General features: G+C 61.5%; 18 protein-coding genes. 13 read left to right on the top strand and 5 right to left on the bottom strand.

The window, feature by feature from the left end; translation table 11 throughout:
* Positions 1–57 precede the first annotated feature (57 nt).
* The gene (gene yegQ, locus ABIA48_RS04940; protein WP_429487274.1) at positions 58–1,383 is read right to left on the bottom strand and encodes a tRNA 5-hydroxyuridine modification protein YegQ; all 1,326 of its coding nucleotides are present in this window, start codon (positions 1,381–1,383) and stop codon (positions 58–60) included.
* Between the two features lie 162 nt (positions 1,384–1,545).
* Between yegQ and ABIA48_RS04935 the strand changes: the two genes are divergently transcribed.
* Positions 1,546–2,607, top strand: a complete 1,062-nt coding sequence (locus ABIA48_RS04935; protein ID WP_429487273.1) for an AI-2E family transporter — start codon at positions 1,546–1,548, stop codon at positions 2,605–2,607.
* Here ABIA48_RS04935 and ABIA48_RS04930 read toward each other — a convergent pair.
* The 3 genes from ABIA48_RS04930 to ABIA48_RS04920 form a co-directional block, all read right to left on the bottom strand.
* Complete coding sequence (locus ABIA48_RS04930) at positions 2,604–2,795, bottom strand: hypothetical protein (RefSeq protein ID WP_429487272.1); 192 nt, start codon at positions 2,793–2,795, stop codon at positions 2,604–2,606. The genes ABIA48_RS04935 and ABIA48_RS04930 overlap by 4 nt on opposite strands.
* A 115-nt stretch (positions 2,796–2,910) precedes the next feature.
* Positions 2,911–3,105 (bottom strand): hypothetical protein, encoded by a 195-nt coding sequence (locus ABIA48_RS04925; RefSeq protein WP_007988042.1) that lies wholly within the window; start codon positions 3,103–3,105, stop codon positions 2,911–2,913.
* Positions 3,106–3,338: 233 nt separating this feature from the next.
* Entirely contained in the window at positions 3,339–3,683 is a 345-nt protein-coding gene (locus ABIA48_RS04920) for a hypothetical protein (protein ID WP_277530181.1), read from the bottom strand.
* Positions 3,684–3,929: 246 nt separating this feature from the next.
* Between ABIA48_RS04920 and ABIA48_RS04915 the strand changes: the two genes are divergently transcribed.
* Together ABIA48_RS04915 and ABIA48_RS04910 are read left to right on the top strand one after the other, a co-directional pair.
* Positions 3,930–4,748, top strand: coding sequence for a shikimate 5-dehydrogenase (locus tag ABIA48_RS04915; protein ID WP_429487271.1), 819 nt, complete (start codon positions 3,930–3,932; stop codon positions 4,746–4,748).
* Between the two features lie 9 nt (positions 4,749–4,757).
* A complete protein-coding gene (locus ABIA48_RS04910; protein WP_429487270.1) occupies positions 4,758–5,021 on the top strand; it encodes a hypothetical protein in 264 nt (87 codons plus the stop codon).
* A gap of 136 nt (positions 5,022–5,157) precedes the next feature.
* On the opposite strand, the gene ABIA48_RS04905 is transcribed toward ABIA48_RS04910, so the two are convergent.
* Positions 5,158–5,802: a YceH family protein gene (locus ABIA48_RS04905; protein ID WP_429487269.1), complete on the bottom strand. Its 645-nt coding sequence runs from the start codon at positions 5,800–5,802 to the stop codon at positions 5,158–5,160.
* 305 nt (positions 5,803–6,107) lie between these two features.
* Between ABIA48_RS04905 and ABIA48_RS04900 the strand changes: the two genes are divergently transcribed.
* From ABIA48_RS04900 to ABIA48_RS04855, 10 genes are all read left to right on the top strand, one after another.
* Positions 6,108–6,848: a glycosyltransferase family 2 protein gene (locus ABIA48_RS04900; protein WP_429487268.1), complete on the top strand. Its 741-nt coding sequence runs from the start codon at positions 6,108–6,110 to the stop codon at positions 6,846–6,848.
* Positions 6,845–7,123, top strand: a complete 279-nt coding sequence (locus ABIA48_RS04895; RefSeq protein WP_108230253.1) for a lipid-A-disaccharide synthase N-terminal domain-containing protein — start codon at positions 6,845–6,847, stop codon at positions 7,121–7,123. The genes ABIA48_RS04900 and ABIA48_RS04895 overlap by 4 nt, the downstream gene beginning before the upstream one ends.
* A 3-nt stretch (positions 7,124–7,126) precedes the next feature.
* The gene (locus ABIA48_RS04890; RefSeq protein ID WP_429487267.1) at positions 7,127–8,536 is read left to right on the top strand and encodes an ArnT family glycosyltransferase; all 1,410 of its coding nucleotides are present in this window, start codon (positions 7,127–7,129) and stop codon (positions 8,534–8,536) included.
* A 150-nt stretch (positions 8,537–8,686) separates the two neighbouring features.
* Positions 8,687–9,859 carry an acyl-CoA dehydrogenase family protein gene (locus tag ABIA48_RS04885; protein WP_429487266.1) on the top strand — a complete coding sequence of 391 codons (1,173 nt, stop codon included), beginning with the start codon at positions 8,687–8,689 and terminating at the stop codon, positions 9,857–9,859.
* Positions 9,856–11,049, top strand: a complete 1,194-nt coding sequence (locus tag ABIA48_RS04880; protein WP_429487265.1) for an acyl-CoA dehydrogenase family protein — start codon at positions 9,856–9,858, stop codon at positions 11,047–11,049. Before ABIA48_RS04885 ends, ABIA48_RS04880 begins: the two co-directional genes overlap by 4 nt.
* A 13-nt stretch (positions 11,050–11,062) precedes the next feature.
* Positions 11,063–11,845 carry an SDR family oxidoreductase gene (locus tag ABIA48_RS04875; RefSeq protein WP_429487264.1) on the top strand — a complete coding sequence of 261 codons (783 nt, stop codon included), beginning with the start codon at positions 11,063–11,065 and terminating at the stop codon, positions 11,843–11,845.
* A gap of 2 nt (positions 11,846–11,847) precedes the next feature.
* Positions 11,848–12,306: a MaoC family dehydratase gene (locus tag ABIA48_RS04870; protein ID WP_429487263.1), complete on the top strand. Its 459-nt coding sequence runs from the start codon at positions 11,848–11,850 to the stop codon at positions 12,304–12,306.
* A 29-nt stretch (positions 12,307–12,335) separates the two neighbouring features.
* Positions 12,336–13,538 (top strand): acetyl-CoA C-acyltransferase, encoded by a 1,203-nt coding sequence (locus tag ABIA48_RS04865; RefSeq protein WP_429487262.1) that lies wholly within the window; start codon positions 12,336–12,338, stop codon positions 13,536–13,538.
* Positions 13,539–13,928, top strand: coding sequence for a steroid Delta-isomerase (locus ABIA48_RS04860; protein ID WP_429487261.1), 390 nt, complete (start codon positions 13,539–13,541; stop codon positions 13,926–13,928).
* Complete coding sequence (locus tag ABIA48_RS04855) at positions 13,925–14,359, top strand: nuclear transport factor 2 family protein (protein WP_429487260.1); 435 nt, start codon at positions 13,925–13,927, stop codon at positions 14,357–14,359. The genes ABIA48_RS04860 and ABIA48_RS04855 overlap by 4 nt, the downstream gene beginning before the upstream one ends.
* The last annotated feature ends 294 nt before the right edge of the window (positions 14,360–14,653 follow it).

Here is a 14,653-nt window from a genome sequence, read left to right as displayed (position 1 = left end):
CCAACATTAATAGTGACTGATACACCGCCTTCGCGAGCAAGCCCGCTCCCACAGGGGCTACGGCATGTTGATATCCCGCATCAACAATCCAAAACCCAGATCCACCGCATCCGGTATCGGCAAATACACCGTATGCCCATCGCCCGGCGCTACGTCGATCGTTTCACCTTTAGCGTTTTGCAACTGGTGCAGGTCGAAGTGGAAGTTGCCCTTGGGCGTCATCAGTTCCATGTGGTCGCCCAGGCCGAAGCGGTTTTTCACCTTGACCTCGGCCAGGCGATCCCGCCGCTGGCCGGTCAGTTCACCGACAAACTGCTGGCGTTCCGAGACTGAGCTGCCGTTCTGGTAGTTCTGGTATTCGTCATGCACATGCCGACGCAGAAAACCTTCGGTGTAGCCACGCTGGGCGAGGGATTCCAGGTCGGTCATCAGGTTACGGTCGAAGGCCCGGCCCGCCACTGCGTCGTCGATTGCCCGGCGATAAACCTGGGTGGTGCGCGCGCAGTAAAAGTGGGATTTGGTCCGGCCTTCGATTTTCAACGAGTGCACGCCCATGTGTGTCAGGCGTTCGACGTGCTGCACGGCGCGCAGGTCCTTGGCGTTCATGATGTAAGTGCCGTGTTCGTCTTCGAAGGCCGGCATCTGTTCGCCGGGACGATTGGCTTCCTGTAACAGAAACACCTGCCCGGTGGGCGCGCCAATGCCCAGAGTCGGTTCGGGGGCGAATGTCTGGACGATCTCGCCGAGCTGGTTTTCCGTGGCCGGTTGCGCCGAATATTTCCAGCGACAGGCGTTGGTGCAACTGCCCTGATTGGCATCGCGCCTGTTCATGTAGCCCGACAGCAGGCAACGCCCGGAATAGGCCATGCACAACGCGCCGTGCACGAACACTTCCAGTTCCATGGCGGGCACTTGCTCGCGGATCTCGGCGATTTCTTCCAGCGACAGCTCCCGCGACAGGATAATCCGGCTCAAGCCTTGCTGCTGCCAGAACTCGACGCTCGCCCAGTTCACCGTATTGGCCTGCACCGAAAGATGGATTGGCGTCTGCGGGTAGTGGCGGCGCACCAGCATGATCAGGCCGGGGTCGGACATGATCAGGGCATCAGGCGCCATCGCGATGATCGGCGCCAAATCCTTGAGAAAGGTCTTGAGCTTGGCGTTGTGCGGCGCGATGTTCACCACCACGTAAAAACGCTTGCCCTGGGCCTGGGCTTCGCGAATGCCGAGGGCCAGGTTGGCGTGGTCGAATTCGTTGTTACGCACCCGCAGGCTGTAGCGCGGCTGGCCGGCGTACACCGCATCGGCACCATAGGCGAAGGCGTAACGCATGTTTTTCAGGGTGCCGGCGGGGGCAAGCAGTTCGGGAGCAATCAGGTTCATGGCGGGTCGATCGCAAAAGCCGCGCAGGGTAAACGACTTGGCCCGAGGGTTTATTGATCTGGATCTATGCTTTGTTCACGAACGGAAGGCACTCGCGCTGGCCGTGGCGACCTAAGCATCAGGACGTACCTTTGCGTCCGGGCAGACTGGCATGGATCCTACATGAACGACGAAACCCTGAAAGACAGATCGCTGACCGTCCTGCTGGCCCTGGTGAGCATCGCTTTCGTCTGGATTCTGCTGCCGTTCTACGGCGCCGTGTTCTGGGCGGTGATCCTCGGGATCCTCTTTGCCCCCCTGCAACGGCGACTGCAACTGAAGTTCGGCTGGGAGCGCAACCTCACGTCGCTGCTCACATTGAGCATCTGCCTGTTGAGCGCGATCCTGCCTGTGATAGTCCTCGGCGTCTTCCTGGTCCAGGAGGGAGCCGCGCTCTACAAGAACATCGAAAGCGGCGAGCTGGACATCGCCGGGTATGTGGCGCAGTTCAAGCACAGCCTGCCGTCATATTTCCAGCATTTGCTCGACCGCTTCGGCATCGGGGAACTCAATGGGCTGAGGGAGAAAATCATCAAGAGCGCGATGACCGGCAACGAGTTCTTCGCCACTCAGGTCTTCAGTTTTGGCCAGGGCACGTTCGAGTTCATCGTCAGCTTTTTCATCATGCTGTACCTGCTGTTTTTCTTCCTGCGCGACGGTGCGGAACTGGCGCGCAAGGTGCGCCTGGCGGTGCCATTGCAGGAACAGCAGAAACGCCGTTTGCAGCTCAAGTTCAATCGTGTAGTGCGGGCCACGGTGAAGGGCAACCTGCTGGTGGCGATCACGCAAGGCGCGCTGGGTGGTCTGATTTTCTGGTTTCTGGACATTCCCAGTGTATTGCTCTGGGCGGTGTTGATGGCGTTTCTGTCACTGTTGCCGGCGGTCGGGGCGGGGATTGTCTGGGCGCCGGTGGCGATGTTTTTCCTGCTCACCGGGGCGATCTGGCAGGGCGTGGTGCTGGGGTTGTTCGGGATCTTCGTGATCGGACTGGTGGACAACCTGCTCAGGCCGCTGCTGGTGGGCAAGGACACCAAGATGCCGGACTACATGATCCTGATCTCGACCCTCGGCGGCCTGGCGATATTCGGGCTGAACGGCTTTGTCATCGGCCCGTTGATCGCGGCCCTGTTCATGTCGAGCTGGGCCATCTTCATCGAAACCAAACCGCGGGTGCAGTTGCCTTAGGCGCTGAGCCTGCCGGTCTGGCCGGTGCCGATGCGTTGTGACAATGCCTGGGCGGCGGGCAGTGAAGTGAGCGGGCCGCTGATCTGCACGCCGTCCTGCACCAGATACCAACAGGCAAGCATGCCCATCTCTCTGAGCTGTGCAGGGACGGCACTGCCGATAACGGACATGATCTGAACCTTGGGCATGACAAGTACCTCCATCAATCTGTGGAGTCACTTTAAGGTCAGGGTGCCTTGAGGGGTAATCAACGCTTTCGATAGTGGTCATTGACGCCAGCGAGGGCAAACGACCGTTGGTCGGTCAGCTAACCACCTGATCGAGCATATGAACCACTTCCTGCTCGTTGAGCAGGCCCTTGCGCACCAGGTTTTGCGTCAGCAGCGAGAGAAACTTGGCGCTGCGATGACCTTCCAGGTGCTTGAGTTCGGTCAGTGCGTTGTAGACCTTGCTGGAGGTGCACAGACCGACGATGCGGTGCGGGTTTTGTGTTGGCATGTGGTCGTCCTTGTTGTTATCAACCTGTTATTGACGGACAGACCCGAGCTTGCGGACCTGACATGACATAAATATGACCGTTTGCTGCCGCACGGCAGAAACAATACCAGGTCAATCTTGCCAACTTGAGTCGCCAGCGCTGTTCCGATAACGACCTTGGCGAGATTTATCCAGACCTGCACCGACGAAAGGGCATAAAAACCCCGCTGTTTCAGCGGGGCTTGATGAGTCCGTTACCAGCGACCGTAGTGATGGCCGTAGTAACCACGGGGTGGTCCGTAGTAGATCGGGGCCGGACGGTAGTACATCGGTTGTTGCACGTAGACCGGGGCCGGTTGGTAGTAAACCGGAGGCGGTGGGGCGTAATAAACCGGCGCGGGCTGGTAGTAGACCGGTTGCGGTGCGACATAAACCGGGCGGTTGGCGTTGATCAGGGCCGAGCCGACGATGGCAGTACCGACGATCGCGCCAAACACCGCCGGGCCTTGCCAGTAATTACCACCACCATGGGCTTGCGCCTGTCCTGCGACAGCGAGTGCACCGATCAGCAAGGCAACTGTGGGGACTTTACGGATCATGATAGTTCCTCGGTTCTTCAACCCGGCGCTTGTGTCTGCAATAGACCCAAGGATTGTCGCGGGGATACTTCTAAGACAGCGTTTTTTCGAAAATCAGCACAGCCGCTTGGTAAATTTTGTGTAAGGTCTGTACCGACTTTCTTACCGGTCTGTGTAAGTCCGTGTAATCAGGCTTATATGATCGATCAGAACCCGATGGGGGGCTAAACCCGTCTATCCGAAAAGTGCATTTGAAGGAGCTTCCCGATGCAGATGAACCCCAACAAAGACACCCAGCTGTGCATGTCCCTTTCTGGACGCCCCGGGAACTTTGGTCTGCGTTTTCACAATCATCTGTATGAACAGCTGGGCCTGAACTTTTACTACAAGGCCTTTGCCAGCCAGGATCTGCCGGGTGCCGTTGCCGGCATTCGCGCCCTGCGGATTCGTGGCTGTGGCGTGTCGATGCCGTTCAAGGAAGCCTGCATTGCCCTGGTGGATGAGCTCGATGCGTCGGCCGCCGCCATTCAATCGATCAACACCATCGTCAACACCGACGGTCATCTCAAGGCATACAACACCGATTACATTGCCGTTGCGCAGTTGCTGGAAAAACACCAGGTGCCCAAGGACTCGACCTTTGCCCTGCGCGGCAGTGGCGGCATGGCCAAGGCCGTGGCGAGCGCCTTACGCGATGGCGGGTACGAAAACGGCCTGATCGTGGCCCGTAACGAGCGCGCCGGGCAGGCGCTGGCGCAGTCGTTGGGGTATGAGTGGCAGGCAGAGCTGGGGAGTCGTCGCCCGCAGATGCTGGTCAACGTCACCCCGATCGGCATGACGGGAGGACCGGAGGCCGAGCAACTGGCCTTCGAGCCTGACGTGATCGAAAAAGCGGAAACTGTCTTTGATGTGGTGGCGATTCCCTCGGAAACACCGCTGATCGTGCATGCTCGTGCCGAAGGCAAGCGGGTCATCACCGGACTGGAAGTCATCGCGATCCAGGCACTGGAGCAATTTGTGCTCTATACCGGCGTACGTCCGACGGACGAGCAATTCCACAAGGCCGTAGCGTTTGCCCGCAGCTAGGAGGTATCGATGCCTCCCCCCATTCTCAATCTGAATTCGGTCGAACTTGAACCACTGCCCGAATCGTTTGCGCCGACCGGTGAGGCCGCCGGTCGCTATCAACAGCGTCACCTGGCCGTCAGTACCCAGCAATCGCCGGAGATCTGTGAATATCCGGATTCCGGCAAATACGCCGTAATGGATGACTTCAAGGTCGATGCCGAGGGTAATGCTTCAGGTTTTGTTGCGGTGGCCCGGCAGGCGGATGGGGTTGACTACTGGGATGGCGAGTAAGCGCAGACACCCTCAAACTACTGTGGGAGCGGGCTTGCTCGCGATAGCGTTGGCCTGTCCGGCATTGATGTGACTGAAAGTCCGCCATCGCGAGCAAGCTCGCTCCCACAGGTTTTGTGTCAGGCAAACATCCAGGCTATTCGAGCCGAGCCAGTCTTTCTTCCAGCGCCGCAATCCGTGCTTCCAGTTCTTCGATCCGTTCAACCGAAACCCCGCTGCTGCCACGCTCGGCCGGGTTGTGCCGTGCCGCGAGGATCGCTTCGATATCCGCCGGATCGCCCAGGGCGTGGGTATAACGGTCTTCGCGCTGGCCGGCCTGCCGTGGAATCAGCACGGCCAGGCCGCGGGCAATCAGGCGTTCGAGTTGATGCGCAACCTGTTCGGCGTCTTCGAACTCATGCATGCGGCCGCTGCGGGTCAGCAGTTCATTGACGGTCTGCGGGCCGCGCAGGAACATCAGCCCGGTCAGGATGACCTGCGCCGGCACCAGTTCCAGGGCCTTGTCGACCCTGTGTTCCCAGCGGTCGGCGCGGCTGCCCATCACCAGTCTGGCGAAGCCGCGTCCTTCGAGGGCGCGCAGGCTGTGGCCGACCTGGCCCGGTGTGAGGTTCATCACCGGCTCGCGGCTGGTTTTCTGGTTGCAGGCAATCACCAGGGCATTGAGGGTCAGGGGATAGGTTTCCGGGCTGGTGGCCTGTTTCTCGATCAACGAGCCCAGAATGCGGATTTCCGTACTGTCGAGCCGCGGCTCGTCGAAAGTCGTCTCTTGCTCAGTGCTCATGGTTGTGCATCCTTACCCGATTCATGTTTTTCACTTGCGTGGGTGCACTTTAGATGGGCAGGCGCCAATCGCAACAGAATTCGCTGCATCATCCGGGGAATGATGACAAAAAGTGTATGAAATATTAACGCCATTTTTACAATTGGCCGGGCACCGTATGCGGGGTCGCGCGCGAGTGCGTCCACAGGGCGGGATATTGTTGGCGTCATCGCCCTGAATAGCTGAACCCTGCATCGAGTCGGCCGGTGTACGACACCTTCATTCGCCTCTGATAAAAGAAATCCAATAAAGGCGAGAGTGACTCCATGAGCCAAGACATTTTTGTATCCGTACTGATTCCCGCGAAAAACGAAGCGAACAACCTCAAGCCGTTGCTTGAGGAAATCCGCGTGGCGCTGGCCGATGAGTCTTACGAAATCATCGTGGTCGACGATGGCAGCACCGACGCGACCCTGCATGAATTGCGGCAGATCCGTCACGACGGCTTGAACACCTTGCGCATCCTCCATCATGAGCGTTCGCTGGGGCAGAGCACCTCGCTCTACCATGCCGCCCGTGAGGCACGGGGCACGTGGCTGGCGACCCTCGACGGCGACGGCCAGAACGACCCGGCGGACATCCCCGGCATGCTCGCGCTGGTGCGCGGCGAGCCGGGCAAGGTCGATGTGCAACTGGTTGCCGGGCATCGGGTCAACCGTCGCGACACGGCGAGCAAACGCTACGCCTCGCGTTTCGCCAATAACCTGCGCCGCCGCCTGCTCAAGGACGCCACCCCGGACACCGGTTGCGGCCTGAAGCTGATCGAGCGTGCGGCGTTCTTGCGCCTGCCGTACTTCGACCACATGCATCGCTATATTCCAGCCCTGATCCAGCGCCATAACGGCCGCATGATCGTGCACCCGGTCAACCACCGGCATCGCACGGCCGGGGTGTCGAAATACGGCAACCTCGACCGTGCGCTGGTGGGCATTCTCGATTTGTTCGGTGTCTGGTGGCTGATCAAGCGCACGCGGCTGAACACCATTGCCCAGGAGATCGAAGGATGAACATCTCCCGTGAAGCCTTGTGGCTGATCGTCGGTTTTGCCGGCCAGATCGCCTTTACCGGGCGGTTTGTCCTGCAGTGGTTGTACAGCGAATACAAGAAACGCAGCGTGATCCCGGTGAGCTTCTGGTACCTGAGCATCGTCGGCAGCACCCTGTTGCTTGCCTATGCCATTTACCGCGAAGACCCGGTGTTTATCGCCGGGCAGGCGTTTGGCTCCATCGTCTATTTTCGCAACTTGCAGTTGATCGCCAAAAGCAAACACCTGAAGGAGTAGGTCATGCGCGGATCGTTATCGACCCGGAATATTACGTTGCTTGTGGCCATCGCGATTGCGTTGCTGTTTTTCTGGGGGCTGGGCAGCGTGCCGTTCCTCAGTGTCAACGAGGCCCGCCGCGCCGTCACCGTGCGAGAAATGCGCGAGGCAGGGAGTTGGCTGCTGCCTTACATGAACGGCGACTTGTACTTGTCCAAGCCGCCGTTTTTCTATTGGGCCGGCCTGGTTTCGACGGCGGTGCTGGGCAGCTTGTCCGAGTGGAGCGTGCGCCTGCCTTCGGCGCTGGCCGCCGCCTTGTGCTGTTTTTGCACCTACCTGTACGGCGTTCGGCAGGCGGGGCGGCAGGTCGGTTTGTTCGCCATGGTGTTCCTGGCCGCGAACGGTGCCTTCAGCCTGTTCGCACGGCGCTCGGAAATCGAGATGCTGTTGACCCTGCTGTGCTTCGGCGCGCTGCTGGCGGCCTGGCAATTCATCTTCCAACAAGGCCGGGTCTGGTGGAGTCGGCTCAGCTACGTGCTGCTGGGTTGCGCACTGCTGACCAAAGGGCCGGTTTGCCTGTTGTGGGTGACGGCGCCGATCCTGGCCTATGCCTTGATCTATCGCGATGCGCGGGCCAAGGCGTATCTGTGCGACGGTTGGGGCTGGCTGATTGCCGTGGTGCTGGGCAGTTCCTGGTACCTGGTGGTGTCGGTGAATCAGGGCTGGGGCATCTGGGCTTCGATCATCAGCGAAGACATCGTGAAGAAGATCGACGGGCAGGGCGCCGAGGCCTGGTACGCCTATCTGCTGTACCTGGCCGGTGATTTTTTCCCGTTCTGGCTGATCGTGTTTGTGCAGCCGCGCAAGTTCTGGGCAATGATCCGCTCGCGCCGCGAGGCCGGCATGCTGCTGTGCTGCAGCCTGTTGCCACTGCTGGTGTTTTCCCTGTTCACCGAAAAGCATGGCAAGTACCTGTTGCCGGTTTACCCGTCCATGGCGTTGCTGCTGGCGATGCACTGGTCGGCGCTGCTCGATGACCTGAAGGGGCGTTGGAGCACGGTCCTGGCCGTTGTGCCCTACGTGATGCTGGCCGGGTTTGTGATGTTCTACATGTTCGTCGAAGCGCGGGTGCTGTCGCACCGGGTTGACGGTCTTGAGCAGATTGCCACGCTGGCCGACGGGCAGCCGGGTCAGAAGGCTTATACCCTTGGTGAGCCGGATATCCGTCTGGTCTATTACATGGGGCGGCCAGTGGCGCCGCTGACGGTGGCGCAGTTGCAATCGGAGTCCCGTCCGGCAGGGCTGTTGTTTGTGCAAGAACCCCTCGTACCGGAACTGCAAAACCTGGCGTCATGCCAGGTCGGTGAAATCAACCCGTACCTGAAACCGCACGGCTCAGCGCTGCTGGTGCGCATGGGCGGTGACTGCCGCTGATCGGCTTCGCGGCCGAACACCCACGCCAGCACATCACCCGTTCGGACTAGGCAGGGCTAACGATTCTGCCGCGTCCGGCCGGCGCCAAACTTCATGCTCAAAGGGGTGTTGCGCCACGCGCGCCCCGCCAAACGAGCAGAAGGCGCCGCGATGGAGTTTGCATTCAGCGACGAACAGGAAATGATCCGCGCATCGGCCGAGGGCTTCCTCGCCGATGTCTCGGATTCTGCCGCCGTGCGGGCGGCAATGGTCAGTGAACGGGGTTTTGATGAAGCCCTCTGGCAGCGTCTGTGCCAGGAAATGTACTGGCCGGCGATTCATATCCCCGAAACTTATGGTGGCCTTGGGCTGGGCTTTGTCGAACTGGCGATCCTGCTGGAACAGATGGGCCGGCGACTGCTGTGCTCGCCGTTTTTCGCCACGGCCTGCATGGCCACCCCCGCATTGTTGCTGGCTGCCAATGACGAACAGAAGCAGCGCTGGTTGCCCTCGATCGCCGACGGTAGCGTGACCGCGACCCTGGCTTTCAGCAGTGCCAATGGCTGGACGGCCGACGACGTCCAGGCAACGGTGGTGGCCGAGGGCGACGGATTTGTCCTCGACGGCACCCTCAAACATGTGCTTGACGGGCATGGCGCCGATCTCTTAGTCATTGCCGCGCGGCAACCCGGTTCGACCGGCGAAGCGGGCATCAGCCTGTTTGTCGTGAACGCGGTACGGGCCGGTATCGAGCGGCAAATGCTGCCGACCATGGACCAGACCCGGCGCCAGGCGCGGATCCAGCTCAAGGGCCTGTACCTTGAAGCCGACGCGCTGCTGGGTGAATTCGGTCACGGCTGGCCGCATCTGGAGCGGGTCCTGCAATTGGCCTGCATCGGCCTGGCCGCCGAGCAGACCGGCGGCGCGCAGCAGGTGCTCGACCTCAGCGTGGCCTACATGCAGGAACGCCAGCAGTTCGGTCGTCCGATTGCCAGTTTCCAGGCCCTCAAACACCGCGTCGCCGACATGATGCTGCAAGTCGAATGCGCGCGTTCGGCCAGTTATTACGCCGCGTGCGTGGCCCAGGAAGTCCTCGATCCGCAGGGGGATCCGCAAGTGGCGGCCGAGCTGCCGCTGGCGGCGGCGCTGGCCAAGGCGCAGTGCTCTGAAACCTACTTCCACTGCGCGTCCGAGTCGATCCAGTTGCATGGCGGCGTCGGCTTCACCTGGGAATACGACCCGCACCTCTACTTCAAGCGCGCCCGCGCCAGCGAAAGCTTCCTCGGGCTACCGGCCTGGCATCGCGAGCGGATTGCCGCGGTGATTCTTGGAGAGCAGCGATGAAAATCAGTTTCAGCGAGCAGGACGAACGCTTCCGCCGGGAAGTCGCCGACTGGATGAGCGCCAACCTCTGCGGTGAGTTCGAGGCCCTGCGGTTTCGCGGTGGTCCGGGTGATGAACACATGTTTCCCAAGGAGCGCAAAGCCTGGGAGCGCAAACTCGCCGAGGGCGGCTGGACCTGCGTCGGCTGGGCGCCGGAGCACGGCGGGCGCGGACTGTCGATCACTCAGCAAGTGATTTTCAATGAAGAATACGCCCGCGCCGGTGGCCCCGGTCGCATGGGGCATATCGGAGAAGGGCTGGCCGGGCCGACCATTGCCGCGTTTGGCACGGTCGAACAGCAACAGCGCTTTCTGCCGGGGATTGTCAGCGGCACGAGCTTCTGGTGCCAGGGCTATTCAGAGCCGGGCGCCGGTTCCGACCTGGCCAACGTCAAGACCCGCGCAACGCTGGATGAAGTGACCGGCAGTTGGGTGATCAACGGGCAAAAAGTCTGGACGTCCCTGGCCCACGAGTCGGACTGGTGTTTCGTGATTGCCCGCACCGAACCGGGCAGTGTCGGCCATCGCGGCCTGTCATTCCTGCTGGTGCCGATGGCCCAGGCGCAAGTCACCGTGCGGCCCATCGAGCAATTGACCGGCACCTCGGAATTCAACGAAGTGTTCTTCGACGATGCCCGCACCGACGCCGCCAACATCATCGGCGCGCCGGGCGATGGCTGGAAGATCGCCATGGCGCTGCTGGGTTTCGAGCGCGGTGTGTCGACCCTCGGCCAGCAGATGCAGTTTCAGAACGAACTCAATGAAATCATCGCCATTGCTAAAGCCAACGGTGCCGACCGCGATCCGCTCCTGCGCCAGCGTCTGGCCGAAGCCTGGAGCGGGCTGCGGATCATGCGCTACAACTCGCTGCGCATGCTCTCGGGTAGCCAGGACGGTTCGCTGCGCAAAGAGGCGACCATCTACAAGCTGTTCTGGTCGACCTGGCACGCCAGCCTCGGCAAGTTGGCGATGGACGTGCTCGGCGCCGAGGCGGAACTGCTCGAAGCCGCGCCCTACCAACTGACCCGTTTGCAGTCGCTGTACCTGTTCAGCCGCGCCGACACCCTCTACGGCGGCAGCAACGAAATCCAGCGCAACATCATCGCCGAGCGTGCCTTGGGCATGCCCAAAGAACCGCGTCCGCGCGCCTGAAAGGAGAGAGTTCATGTCTGTACCTCAATATGTTGAAGGTCGCGGCCTGCTGCGCGGCAAGTCGGTGCTGATCACGGCGGCGGCGGGTGCCGGGATCGGTTTTTCCGCCGCCGTGCGCGCCGCCGAGGAAGGTTGCCGGGCGCTGATGATCAGCGATATCCATGAAGGCCGCCTGGCCGAGGCGGTGGTGAAAATTCGTCAAACCACCGGGCTGCAACAGGTCTTCGGCCAGGTCTGCAACGTCGCCGACGAAGCCCAGGTGCAGCAACTGATTGCCAGCGCCGAGCGTGATCTGCAAGGCGTCGATGTGCTGATCAATAACGCTGGTCTTGGCGGCTCGCGCTTGCTGGTGGAGATGGGCGACGAAGAGTGGAACCGGGTGCTGGATGTGACGCTCACCGGCACCATGCGCATGACCCGCGCCATGCTGCCGAAAATGATGGAGCGGCGTGCCGGGGTCATCGTCAACAACGCCTCGGTACTGGGCTGGCGCGCACAGAAAGAACAGGCGCACTACGCCGCGGCCAAGGCCGGCGTGATGGCGCTGACCCGCTGCGCAGCGGTCGAGTCCGCCGACTACGGCATCCGCATCAACGCGGTCAGCCCGAGCATCGCCCTGCACGATTTCCTGCGCAAATCCGCGCCCCAGTCGGTGCTCGATCAACTCGCCGCCAACGAAGCGTTCGGTCGTGCCGCCGAAGTCTGGGAAGTGGCCAACGTGATGATGTTCCTGGCCAGCGACTACAGCTCCTACATGACCGGCGAAGTGTTGTCGGTGTCCAGCCAGAGGGCGTGACCATGCCACGTATTTTCGACACGCCGATGGCCTTGTTCGACGCCGTCGGCGAATCGCTCGGTGTCAGCGCCTGGCTGCTGCTGGAGCAGGACCGCATCGACCGGTTCGCTGATGCCACCGGCGATCACCAATGGATTCACGTCGATCCGCTCAAGGCTGCCAGCGGCCCGTTTGGCGCGTGCATTGCCCATGGCTACCTGAGCCTGTCGCTGGTCAATCTGTTCTTGCCGCAGATCGTCGAGGTCCGTGGCCTGGCCATGGGCGTCAATTACGGCTGTGAGCGGGTGCGCTTTCCTTCGGTGGTGCGCGTTGGCTCGCGGGTGCGCGGCAGTGCGCAATTGATCGCGGTCGAGGAAGTGAAGGGCGGCGTGCAGGCGACCATCCGCGTCAGCGTCGACATCGACGGCGAGGAACGCCCCGGCTGCGTAGTCGACACCATCAGTCGCTATTACCCGGCCTGACCTTCAACAGCATTTTCGAGGAATCCAGCATGAAAGAAGCCGTCATCGTTTCCACCGCCCGCACCCCGATCGGCAAAGCCTTTCGTGGCGCATTCAATGACACCGAAGCGCCGCAACTGGGCGGCCACGTGGTGCGCGAAGCCGTGCGCCGTGCCGGCATCGAGCCGGGTGAAGTGGACGACGTGATCATCGGCGCCGCCGCGCAGCAGGGCACCCAGTCCTACAACCTGGGGCGCCTGTGCGCGATTGCCGGCGGCTTGCCGACTTCCGTCGCCGGGATGGCCGTCGAGCGCCAGTGCTCGTCGGGGCTGATGAGTATTGCCATGGCCGCCAAAGGCATCATGTGCGACGAAATCGACATCGCCGTGGCCGGTGGCCTGGAGTCGATTTCCCTGGTGCAGAACAAGCACAAGAACCTCTATCGCAACCAGTCGGGCTCGGTGATCGAACTGGACCCGCACGCCTACATCCCGATGATCGAAACCGCCGAGATCGTCGCCGCACGTTATGGCATCTCCCGCGACGAGCAGGACGAATACAGCTACCAGAGCCAGCTGCGTACCGCACAGGCCCAGAGCGCCGGGCGCTTCGACCGCGAGCTGGCGCCGCTGGCCAGCCGCCAGATGATCGTCGACAAGGCCACGGGCGAAACCCGCCATGAGTCCGTCACCCTGCTGCGCGACGAGTGCAACCGCATCGACACCAGCCTGCAAAGCCTGAAAGCGCTGGAGCCGGTATGGCCGGGCGGTCAGTGGAGCGACAAGGGGCGTTTCATCACCGCCGGCAATGCCTCGCAGCTGTCCGACGGTGCGTCGGCCTCGGTGTTGATGAGCGCGAAAATGGCCGAGAAGCGTGGCCTGGAACCGCTGGGGATCTATCGCGGCATGGCCGTCGCCGGTTGCAATTCCGACGAGATGGGCATCGGCCCGGTGTATGCCATTCCCAAGCTGCTCAAGCGCCATGGCTTGACCATGGACCACATTGGGCTGTGGGAGTTGAACGAAGCGTTCGCCTGTCAGGTGCTGTACTGCCGCGACACATTGGGCATTCCGGCCGAGCGCCTGAACGTCAACGGCGGGGCGATTTCCATCGGCCATCCGTTCGGCATGTCTGGGGCGCGGATGGTTGGCCATGCGTTGATCGAGGGCCAGCGTCGCGGTTTGCGCTACGTGGTGGTGAGCATGTGCATCGGTGGCGGCATGGGCGCCGCTGCCCTGTTCGAGGTGGTCTGAATGATCAGCGCACAGCATGTGCAAGAGAGCATGGCGCGTTACGTGGAGCTGGTGGATGCCGGCGACATCGACGGCATCCTCGCGCTCTACGCCAAAAACGCCACCGTTGAAGACCCGGTCGGCCAGGCGCCGTTGCAGGGCATCGAAGCCATCGAACGTTTCTACCGTGAAGGACTGGGGGCGATGAAAGTCTCGGCGACCCGGACCGGCCCGGTGCGCGCGACGCTCAACGGTTGCGGCGCGATGCCGTTCCGGGTCGACATGGAGTGGGGCGGGCAACCGTGCTCGCTGCATGTGATCGACGTGATGGAGTTCGATGCCGACGGCAAGATCCGGTCGATGAAAGCCTTCTGGAGTGAGGTCAACGTGACGGCGCGAGGTGCAGCATGAATCTGGAACAGCGGATCGCCCGCCTGGAGGCGCTGGAGGACATCCGCCAGCTCAAGCATCGCTACCTCAATGCCTGCGACCTCAAGCAAGTCGAGGTGATTGCCGACTGCTTTGCCGACGGTGAAGTGCTGATCGATTACGGTCCGTTGGGGATCTTTCGTGAGCGCGACAGTTTTGTCGCGCTGTACCGCGAACTCGCTTGCCATGAGCGGGTGATCGATCTGCATCATGGTGCCAATCCGGAAATCGAAGTACTGAATGAAGATCAAGCCCAGGGTCGTTGGGCCCTGTGGTATTTCAACGTGGATGGCGAGAGCGGGGCGACGCGGCAGTTGGGTGGGTTCTATGAGGACCGTTACCAGCGCATCGCCGGGCAGTGGAAGATTGTCGCCACCCGTTTTACCGCTCACTCGGAAGTGGCGCGTTCCTGAAGGGCGCTCACTCCAGAGGTGGCCTCTGTGGGAGCGGGCTTGCCCGCGAAGGCGGTGTTTCAGGCAACATTGATGTTGGATGTGCCGGCCCCTTCGCGAGCAAGCCCGCTCCCACAGGTTTTAGGGTGAACCTGGTATTTGCGCACACCCCCAATCCCCTGTGGGAGCGGGCTCCTACAGTGGCCGGCGGTGCCCCCCTATTTGTGGCCACCCATAGTCCCTTGTGGGAGCCAGCTCGCGACGGCGTCCATCATGACACCGCTCTTTGAGTCCGAATAACGCCGTCTGGTTTTG

The organism is Pseudomonas sp. S30_BP2TU TE3576 (genome assembly GCF_050436025.1).
GTDB lineage: Bacteria > Pseudomonadota > Gammaproteobacteria > Pseudomonadales > Pseudomonadaceae > Aquipseudomonas.
Note: the sequence above shows the minus strand (reverse complement) of the source record. Positions and strands in the feature narration are given on the sequence as shown.

Coding starts and splice junctions, on each gene's coding strand:
- ABIA48_RS04900 (WP_429487268.1), top strand. CDS start 6,108: ATGAGCCAAGACATTTTTGTATCCGTACTGATTCCCGCGAAAAACGAA.
- yegQ (WP_429487274.1), bottom strand. CDS start 1,383: ATGAACCTGATTGCTCCCGAACTGCTTGCCCCCGCCGGCACCCTGAAA.
- ABIA48_RS04880 (WP_429487265.1), top strand. CDS start 9,856: ATGAAAATCAGTTTCAGCGAGCAGGACGAACGCTTCCGCCGGGAAGTC.
- ABIA48_RS04870 (WP_429487263.1), top strand. CDS start 11,848: ATGCCACGTATTTTCGACACGCCGATGGCCTTGTTCGACGCCGTCGGC.
- ABIA48_RS04885 (WP_429487266.1), top strand. CDS start 8,687: ATGGAGTTTGCATTCAGCGACGAACAGGAAATGATCCGCGCATCGGCC.
- ABIA48_RS04935 (WP_429487273.1), top strand. CDS start 1,546: ATGAACGACGAAACCCTGAAAGACAGATCGCTGACCGTCCTGCTGGCC.
- ABIA48_RS04905 (WP_429487269.1), bottom strand. CDS start 5,802: ATGAGCACTGAGCAAGAGACGACTTTCGACGAGCCGCGGCTCGACAGT.
- ABIA48_RS04860 (WP_429487261.1), top strand. CDS start 13,539: ATGATCAGCGCACAGCATGTGCAAGAGAGCATGGCGCGTTACGTGGAG.
- ABIA48_RS04925 (WP_007988042.1), bottom strand. CDS start 3,105: ATGCCAACACAAAACCCGCACCGCATCGTCGGTCTGTGCACCTCCAGC.
- ABIA48_RS04855 (WP_429487260.1), top strand. CDS start 13,925: ATGAATCTGGAACAGCGGATCGCCCGCCTGGAGGCGCTGGAGGACATC.
- ABIA48_RS04890 (WP_429487267.1), top strand. CDS start 7,127: ATGCGCGGATCGTTATCGACCCGGAATATTACGTTGCTTGTGGCCATC.
- ABIA48_RS04930 (WP_429487272.1), bottom strand. CDS start 2,795: ATGCCCAAGGTTCAGATCATGTCCGTTATCGGCAGTGCCGTCCCTGCA.
- ABIA48_RS04910 (WP_429487270.1), top strand. CDS start 4,758: ATGCCTCCCCCCATTCTCAATCTGAATTCGGTCGAACTTGAACCACTG.
- ABIA48_RS04920 (WP_277530181.1), bottom strand. CDS start 3,683: ATGATCCGTAAAGTCCCCACAGTTGCCTTGCTGATCGGTGCACTCGCT.
- ABIA48_RS04915 (WP_429487271.1), top strand. CDS start 3,930: ATGCAGATGAACCCCAACAAAGACACCCAGCTGTGCATGTCCCTTTCT.
- ABIA48_RS04875 (WP_429487264.1), top strand. CDS start 11,063: ATGTCTGTACCTCAATATGTTGAAGGTCGCGGCCTGCTGCGCGGCAAG.
- ABIA48_RS04865 (WP_429487262.1), top strand. CDS start 12,336: ATGAAAGAAGCCGTCATCGTTTCCACCGCCCGCACCCCGATCGGCAAA.
- ABIA48_RS04895 (WP_108230253.1), top strand. CDS start 6,845: ATGAACATCTCCCGTGAAGCCTTGTGGCTGATCGTCGGTTTTGCCGGC.